The following is a 1,629-nucleotide window of genomic DNA, read 5'->3' as shown; positions in this document are numbered from 1 at the left end:
ATCCATCCGCGGCAGCACCGACTCCAGAGGCTCCTCCCCGGACATCACGGTGGCGAGCTCCTGGCGCATCGCCGTGTACCACTGACCAAACTTGGGCACCGTGGCCGGCAGCAGCCGAGCGGTCTTAGACTGCTCGAGCAAGGCCACCGCGTTCTGGGGCTGCTGGCCCGGCTGCAGGAACAGGTCGGAGTACGCCATCGACATCAGCCCGGGGACACCTATCCCGAGCTGCGGGATAATCTTTTGCCCCTCCGGGCCTCCGAGGTACGCCAGGAACTGCCACGCCTCCTGCGGGTGCTTGCTCGCTGCCGGAATCACGTACCCGATGGGGAACGCAACCGACGCCCGCTGTTTCTGGTGCGGCAACCGCACCACGTCGAATTCGAGGTTGGCCTGGCTCCTCGCCGAGGCGACCAGCACGTAGGATTCCATGATCATGGCCGCACGACCGGAAAGGAACATGGCGTCCGATCCGCCGTAGGTCTGGGCCTGAACCGAAGTGGGGGCGACCTTGTGCTTCTGGAACAGGTCGACGTAGAAGGCGATGGCCTCCTTCGTTTCCGGCGCCATGACGCGGCTCACCAGCCGGACCGGGTCGACCACCTCGCCGCCGTTTTGCCAGACGAAGGGGAAGAGCCACTCCGGGTAAAACACGCCGTCTTCCTCGATGTTACCGGCGAAGCCCCACGGCCCACCAGGTCGGAACGTGGTGGCCTTCTTCGCCACTTCAAGGAACTCCGCCCAGGTCCAGTCGCTGGAGGCCGTCAGGCCCCGCTCCTGGAACATCTTTTTGTTGTAGTACAGGACGAACGGGGAGAAGCTCCGCGGAAGCCCGTACAGCTTACCGTTGTACGAAAAGCCCTCGATCACCACGGGGAAGAGGTCGTGCTTGGGATAGCCGGACTCTGCGACGAACCCGTCAATGGGGGCCAGCGCCCCGGCCTCCACGAACCGCGGTACCTCGCTAAATGCCAGCATGGCGACGTCCGGTGCGGTTCCGCCGGCGATCATGGTCATGAGCTTGTCGTAGTACTTGCTCGGGATCCGAACAGGGTTGACCTTGATGGCGGGATGGCTCTTTTCGAATTCTTCGACGAGCTTAAGGAACGCCGCGTCCATCTCCGGATTGCCCCAGTAGGTGAAGGTAATGGTGACCGGCGCCTGTGAGGCGGCCGGCGCGCCAGCCCACACCCACCCTACAAACAGGGACGCCGTCACAGCCAACACAACTGCCCTCGTCGCAAAGCGCCGCGTCCGACCGGCCATACCTCGCATCGGTCTTGGTCCCTCCCATCTAGAATCTCGAAGCGTTGCGAACCTCCAGGACCTCCTGTCCGGTCAACTTGCCCGCTTCTACCGTCTCTCCTGGTCCCCCCTCCCTCTGAAACGGGGCGAGCCCTCTTTAACGACGGTTGCAGACCTACCCCTTGAGTCCCGACACCACCACGCCTTCGATGAAGTGTCGCTGCGCCGCGAAGAAGACGGCAATGGGCGGCAGCGCCACCACGACCGACGCAGCCATCAGCAGGTGGGTCACCGGCTCCCCGGGTTCGAGGGGTGATGTGAAGCCGTTGAGAGCCAGGGTGAGCGTCCACTTGTCGGCGGAGTTGATATAGATGAGCGGGTGCA

The 1,629-nt window shown here is 63.7% G+C and carries 2 protein-coding genes; both read right to left on the bottom strand.

Going from position 1 to position 1,629, the window contains the following annotated elements; translation table 11 throughout:
• Positions 1-1,275, bottom strand: a 1,275-nt coding sequence (locus AB1609_23340) for a sugar ABC transporter substrate-binding protein (protein MEW6049369.1), incomplete at its 3' end; no start/stop codon positions are given.
• Positions 1,276-1,420: 145 nt separating this feature from the next.
• A partial coding sequence (locus AB1609_23335; GenBank protein MEW6049368.1) for a carbohydrate ABC transporter permease occupies positions 1,421-1,629 on the bottom strand: 209 nt, incomplete at its 5' end.

This window comes from Bacillota bacterium, assembly GCA_040754675.1.
Classification (GTDB): Bacteria; Bacillota; Limnochordia; order Limnochordales; family Geochordaceae; genus Geochorda.
This window is presented reverse-complemented; position numbering and strand designations above follow the sequence as displayed.